Below are 5734 nucleotides of genomic sequence, written 5' to 3'. Positions count from 1 at the left end.
GACCCACATCAACGTATTTGCCGCTCACAAAGCCAAGTCAGGCTATCTTTGGGCTTAGAAAGTTTTAAAGTCCCACTAATCTCTCAGCCTTCTGACCGGAAGTAAATTGCTGCACCTTCTCTACCATCCTGGAGAAACCGTAGTTCTCCGTACAACCCCAGGAAAGCGCTCCTTTTTCGATCGACAGCATAGAAGCATTGCGGTAGCCGATCGTGAGGACGGCAATGTTCAACTCCCGCGCATTTCGCAAGCGATCGCCTCCCTTGTGCGGTACTCTGCCCCGTGCAAACAACCCCGCTCCCTCTGGCAGGCAGGTAAATGATTCCAGCGTGACAAAATACTCCTTACCGCGAAAGCAGAATCCAGACAATGCTTGTTTGATGTAGGATTCAAACCTGTCTCTGTCGGTATACTCACCCCAAGGCAGGAGGATTCCCAGTGACAGCGAGAATGAATTACCCATCTGCTTGCTCTGGACTATACTCCCTACAATTGCCAGTAGTTGGGGAATTGCAGAGTCAATTTTGAGCGATTCCAGGCAGTGGACGGCGTTGAAATGAGTCTTGGCTAAATGTCCTACTGCATAATAATCGTTTCCCAGTTTCACCCAAGCTGAGTTTTCGGGCATTGAATTTCCCAGCTTGTACTTTTCGTAATTCTCGATACTCTTGGACGGCACTCTTAAAACTTGCGGTGCAATCAGCATTAACTCTGGCTTTAAAGCCTGTGATTGCGAGTTGAGGGAAAAGATTGCTCTGACCAAGGATGCGCCGAAATCAGCGGCTACAGTAACGTCAGACATGACAGTCCTCGATCGCGATTGTCGATCTCAATATTGATAATGAAAACTTTTTTGTCCGGCTTGTTGTTTGTGAAATGTCAAAAAAGTCGAATAAGCAACTAGTAGCACAAAAAAGCATATGCCAGCAATAGTTCATTTATTTTGGGCAAGAATTCGATTGAATAAAGCTATAGCCTGCTTATTTATTAGCTCTTTTTAGTTTAAAAAACAAGATAAGCAAAAACTTGATTAAAGCTTGCAAAGTCCAAGCAAATATTCGATATTAATTAGTAGTTGCTCGCTCTGAATCAGCAAATACTCGCCTACTTTGCCTCCAGCTTATGCGAAGCTCCTATGACACGCTGGTGCTGTAATTGGAGGAGCAAGCCATGTCAGAGGACTACATGAGCTAGGATAAAAATACAAATTTTCTTTTCGGCTTTTTTAACTAAGAAATAGTAGAGACGATCGTCTTAGTTAGAAGCTTTTGTAACACGATAGAAATAATTTGTATTATAGGTTTTGAGGCGAGTGGTGGTAGAAGATACATTGCGAAACCAAATAGTTCGCGTTCGACTGACTCCTCAAGAAAAAGCACAGATTGTCACTGCTGCTAAAAAAGCAGGGGATTTAAGTTTGAGTGCATTTATGCGAAATGTAGCACTTTCTATTCCGGTAATAGAAAAGCAACGCAAGATTGTACCCCAAGTTAACCGCCAACTTTATTACCAACTTGGAGAGATCTACAAACTATTGGAAGTTGAGTCTAACCGCGATCTGGCGCTTGTTGGCAGTGAAGTCATAGAGCCGTTGAAGCAGCTGCTCGTCCAGGTGAGGCAGGACTTACTCGGCTTCGGAGATAGATCGTGATTGCCAAGCAAGTGTTGGGAAGCAACTTTGCAGGAGTCCTATCCTATGTGAGTGGCAAGGAAGGGGCGCAACACATTGGCGGCAACATGGCAGGGCAAAATCCATCAGAGCTGGTAGCAGAGTTTCGGATCTCGCGAGACTTAAACTTTCGAGTCAAGAAATGCGTCTACCACGCCACCCTATCCGTAGCGCCTGATGAAGAGTTGAGCGATCGCCATTGGAATGAAATTGCTGATGCCTACACCAAGGGAATGGGCTTTCATGGCTCTCAGTATGTAGTGTACCGTCACACCGACACTCACCATCACCACATTCACATTATTGCCAGTCGGATTAGGATTACTGACGGCTCTACAGTGAGCGATGCTTGGAATTACCGCCGCAGTGAAGTGCTAGTGCGTCAACTGGAACAGCAGTTTGAGTTAAAACCAGTCGTGCCTAGCTGGAGTAAAAAGGAGCGATCGCCTCATACTGGAGAAGTCCGCAGGTATCGGCGTACTGGTGAGGTGAGCCGACGAGTCAAGTTACAGCAGCTAATTTCTAAAGCATTGCAGGGAAAACCTTGCTTACAGGAATTTATAGCTCGCCTGGAAGCGCAGGACGTTGAGGTGCAGTTGCGACGGGACGAACGGGGTAAAATTCTAGGGATTTCCTACAAACTTGGCAGCGTGCCGTTTCAAGGAAGGCAGATCGGACGCGGCTATGCTTGGACGCAGATTCAAAATCACCTTTCTGCTCCTGCAAGGGAAACACAACAGCGATCGCCAGATGCAGAAACGCCAGCAATGGCAAGCGATCGCGTTGCCCAAGAGCGCAAATGGCAACTGCGAGAACGGCACTCGGTACTACGAGAGCGGGTGTGCCAGAAAGAGGCATTTAGAGATAGCAATCATAATGATATCGACATTGCTATAGCTATCCTGGCGCTCAAGCAGGGAGAGGCGATTGATGAGGTAGAAGCAATGATGACACAAAGCGATCGCGTGCGGCTATTGAAGGAGACGCTGCCCAAGCAAAAATATCTTGTGTCTGAAGAGCGATTACGTGAGCTACATCTCTCAAACAGCTATTGCAACTGCCCAAGAACTAGAAGAAGTGGCGGAACAACAAGAACAACTGGTGATGTAGATTTGTGATTCGCAAGGCAGGCGATCGCACACCTTGGAGCACTAACGGCAGAGTTGAGCGGCAACGGAGAGAACCAAAACGTATACAGAAAACTTCTACTTGCCGCTCCAACGCTGTGTTCGACCGCGTGCGCTTCATCCTCACAACGTATTTTGATAAACAAGCCTTGCAACATCTCGACAAAGTTCAATTCCTTGATAGTTTTCGGATAGACCCGTAGTCATGACTACGATGATTACTGTTTCCTCGCGCCCCAACAACACACCAATGTCATGTTCGGTTCCCAGCGTTTCGCCTGTTTTATTTGCCAATCGTGCCCCCTTCGGGATACCAAGATGCAGCTTATTTTTACATTGCTGCCCTTCCAGGATTTTTAGCGGCTCGTCGCCATATTTACTTAGCAGATGCTTATCCTGTATAAAAGCCTCCAGCATCCGAAGCATATCACTGGGAGTTGTCAGATTATCTTGACTTGTGCTGATAGAATCATACATCTTGTATTGCAAGATAGTGTGCGTAAGTCCAATGCGCTGAATTGAATCGTTGATGTTATCAATACCAAGTTTGTCAATCAAGAGATTAGTTGCTGTGTTATCACTAACGACAGTCATTAATACTGCTAAATCGTATAAACACAATTTCAACCCAGGCTTGAGTTGTCGCAGAATCCCAAAACCGATGACCATATCCTCACTTTGCAACTCGATCTCTTCTGCCAAATCGAGCGAACCCGTTGCACATTGGTGAAAGAATTCCCATAGGATAGGAAGCTCGATCAGACTTGCCGCAGGAAATACAAGATTGGGGTTGAACTGAAAGCATGACCCTGAATCGAGCGTTTTAATGATGATCCCTGTAGTGCCTTGAAAATTAGAAACGAGAGGCTGAAAATCAATCTGATTCATATGATGGAGCTTCATCTTGGACATCCCGCCTTAATTATTTTATTTTCGATCCCCTTCCCCTCGCAATCGCTTCAATCTGACTTGACTCCATAAATAGCTTTCAAATTAATGCCTTCATCCATAGTTCTTAGCGGTCGAACGTTCCGCTTCACCCGCCGCAAACAGCATCTCGTTCTCAACCAACCACTTCTATACGGTCGGTGTGCAAGCGGATTGTTATGCCATGACCGTAATGCTTTGATAGTTTATCTTAGATAATCTTCTCTAGGCGGAGTGAAAACATCAACCACCCCTCCAGCCTCCAAAACCTCAATGCTATGAAGGACATTCGCAGGAATGGAATAGCTGTCGCCTGTGGTTAAGATATCTTCTCGATCTCCAACATTTAGACGATATTTACCTGAAATGACATAACCGCTCTGCTCATTCGGATGTGAATGAAAAGAAACAAAATTACCAGGTTCATAATGCATCTTTGTGACCATTGTCTCCACCCCAACTGCCAGAACCTCAAAGTTCACACCCTGAAAAACACTATGCTTTGCCTCCTGTGCTTTAACAATCATTCAATTTCCCCTTTTGGTATACACTATGGTCATTGTCCGAGTTCAATTCTAAAGTCATCAAGTACTCGTCGTAAAATTGCCCATCTCTTGAAAAGGTTTCTTGTTCAGTCCCGTAGACATGGAAGCCAAACGACTGATAAAGACGGATGGTTGTGCCTCAGCAAAGTGTGGGATAAACAGCAATATTTCGCCAAGTCCAAGGTTCTGAGGTTAGGTCTGCACGTTGAGCCGCCGTGGTTCCGCGCACGAGAATGCACCCAAATCCAGTTGAAGTAGCCGACGATCAAACGCAAAGTGACTTTCGTCTGCTCCCAAATCTTGCCAAAGAGCGTTTTGTCTTCGATGCCAACGTCCTGTCTGTTGCCGAAGGGAACCATTAGTGCGCTCCAGTTTTTGCGTCAAGGCTTTACTAATGTAGTGCTCTACTTCATAATCGCCTAGCACTCGCTCATAACCTTTCCAACTGTCTGTATGCCATTCGGTACAGTTAGTCAAGCCGAAGGGTACTAGCCACTAACTCAATTGCTAAGGAGTCGCTATGCTTGCCTACACGACCAGATAAAATCAAGCCATTTAGCTGGGCTAAACGAGAGCGCTATCCAGCAGTCTCCGACTTCAAGTTCTTCGGGTAGGCAGTGCTTCTGTTTTTTTGGACAAACGACCACATTTCATCGGCAGCAACGGCATCCGTATCAACAGAAGAGACCTCGGCATTATGAAATGCGTTGAGCTTTTTGACTTGCGGCTCGAACCAGACTGGCTCCTGTGTTGTAGGATAGACCGCTCACCCGACTAATACCACGCAGACTGGTTCCTTCACAATGTGACTGTAAGACAATCCGCACTTTCTCCTCACTGATTTGCCGCCGATAGTAAATCGTGTCAAAGGTATAGCGTGAATGTTTGCTTGCAGTTTGGACAGCGGTATCTTTGACTGCCTTTGCTCGTTAAACCCTTGTTTATGGATCTTATCGTGACTACATAGGGGACAAGGCATGGCTTCGTGGAATAAAAGCAGTTTTCTTCCTAAAACATAATATCAGTCCCACGCTTTCCTGACGCACAACCTTCTGTTTTGGCTTTTTTGAGACTACCATCTTTACTAAATTCTTTACTAAAATCTTGACCGATCGTGATGTTTTTTCGACGGTTGTGTCCGATTTAAGTCGCTGGTGTCGAGAGCGCGTCACGAGCCTATATGCGCCCCTAACTCTGACGAGTACTGGACTAGAGGCTAAAATACTTTTCTAGCAAGGGGCAGAAAAAAAAGCTGGTGACGGGATTTGAACCTGCGACCGGCTGATTACAAATCAGCTGCTCTACCACTGAGCTACACCAGCACAATAAATCATGGTAGCAAATTTTGTCAGTCTTTAGCAAGAGTAGTCATGCTTCTTTTGAGCAAATAGAGCAATTCCTAGTCTACTGAGGTACGATTAATAGTAATGTTGTGTATTCTGCCCAGATAAAAATGAAGGCATACT

5 protein-coding genes, 1 tRNA gene and 1 pseudogene are annotated in these 5734 nt (G+C 45.6%); 2 read left to right on the top strand and 5 right to left on the bottom strand.

The window, feature by feature from the left end; translation table 11 throughout:
* Positions 1 to 64: 64 nt before the first annotated feature.
* The gene (locus tag DSM107010_RS36545) at positions 65 to 802 is read right to left on the bottom strand and encodes a ParM/StbA family protein (protein ID WP_181246485.1); all 738 of its coding nucleotides are present in this window, start codon (positions 800 to 802) and stop codon (positions 65 to 67) included.
* Positions 803 to 1315: 513 nt separating this feature from the next.
* Between DSM107010_RS36545 and DSM107010_RS36540 the strand changes: the two genes are divergently transcribed.
* Positions 1316 to 1651 (top strand): plasmid mobilization protein, encoded by a 336-nt coding sequence (locus DSM107010_RS36540; protein ID WP_127025315.1) that lies wholly within the window; start codon positions 1316 to 1318, stop codon positions 1649 to 1651.
* Positions 1648 to 2787, top strand: a complete 1140-nt coding sequence (locus tag DSM107010_RS36535) for a relaxase/mobilization nuclease domain-containing protein (protein ID WP_106169456.1) — start codon at positions 1648 to 1650, stop codon at positions 2785 to 2787. Before DSM107010_RS36540 ends, DSM107010_RS36535 begins: the two co-directional genes overlap by 4 nt.
* Positions 2788 to 2919: 132 nt before the next feature.
* Here the strand turns inward: DSM107010_RS36535 and DSM107010_RS36530 are convergent, their stop codons facing one another.
* From DSM107010_RS36530 to DSM107010_RS36515, 4 genes and pseudogenes are all read right to left on the bottom strand, one after another.
* Positions 2920 to 3684, bottom strand: coding sequence for a serine hydrolase (locus DSM107010_RS36530; RefSeq protein ID WP_158631968.1), 765 nt, complete (start codon positions 3682 to 3684; stop codon positions 2920 to 2922).
* A 245-nt stretch (positions 3685 to 3929) separates the two neighbouring features.
* Positions 3930 to 4250 (bottom strand): cupin domain-containing protein, encoded by a 321-nt coding sequence (locus DSM107010_RS36525; RefSeq protein WP_127025313.1) that lies wholly within the window; start codon positions 4248 to 4250, stop codon positions 3930 to 3932.
* 157 nt (positions 4251 to 4407) lie between these two features.
* Positions 4408 to 5247: pseudogene (locus tag DSM107010_RS36520) on the bottom strand (IS1 family transposase).
* Between the two features lie 271 nt (positions 5248 to 5518).
* Positions 5519 to 5590, bottom strand: a tRNA-Thr gene (locus DSM107010_RS36515).
* Positions 5591 to 5734 lie beyond the last annotated feature (144 nt).

The organism is Chroococcidiopsis cubana SAG 39.79, from assembly GCF_003991895.1.
GTDB lineage: Bacteria > Cyanobacteriota > Cyanobacteriia > Cyanobacteriales > Chroococcidiopsidaceae > Chroococcidiopsis > Chroococcidiopsis thermalis.
This window is presented reverse-complemented; position numbering and strand designations above follow the sequence as displayed.

Excerpts from the sequence above, each read along its gene's own strand:
- DSM107010_RS36545 (WP_181246485.1), bottom strand. The coding sequence starts at position 802 with ATGTCTGACGTTACTGTAGCCGCTGATTTCGGCGCATCCTTGGTCAGA.
- DSM107010_RS36530 (WP_158631968.1), bottom strand. The coding sequence starts at position 3,684 with ATGAATCAGATTGATTTTCAGCCTCTCGTTTCTAATTTTCAAGGCACT.
- DSM107010_RS36525 (WP_127025313.1), bottom strand. The coding sequence starts at position 4,250 with ATGATTGTTAAAGCACAGGAGGCAAAGCATAGTGTTTTTCAGGGTGTG.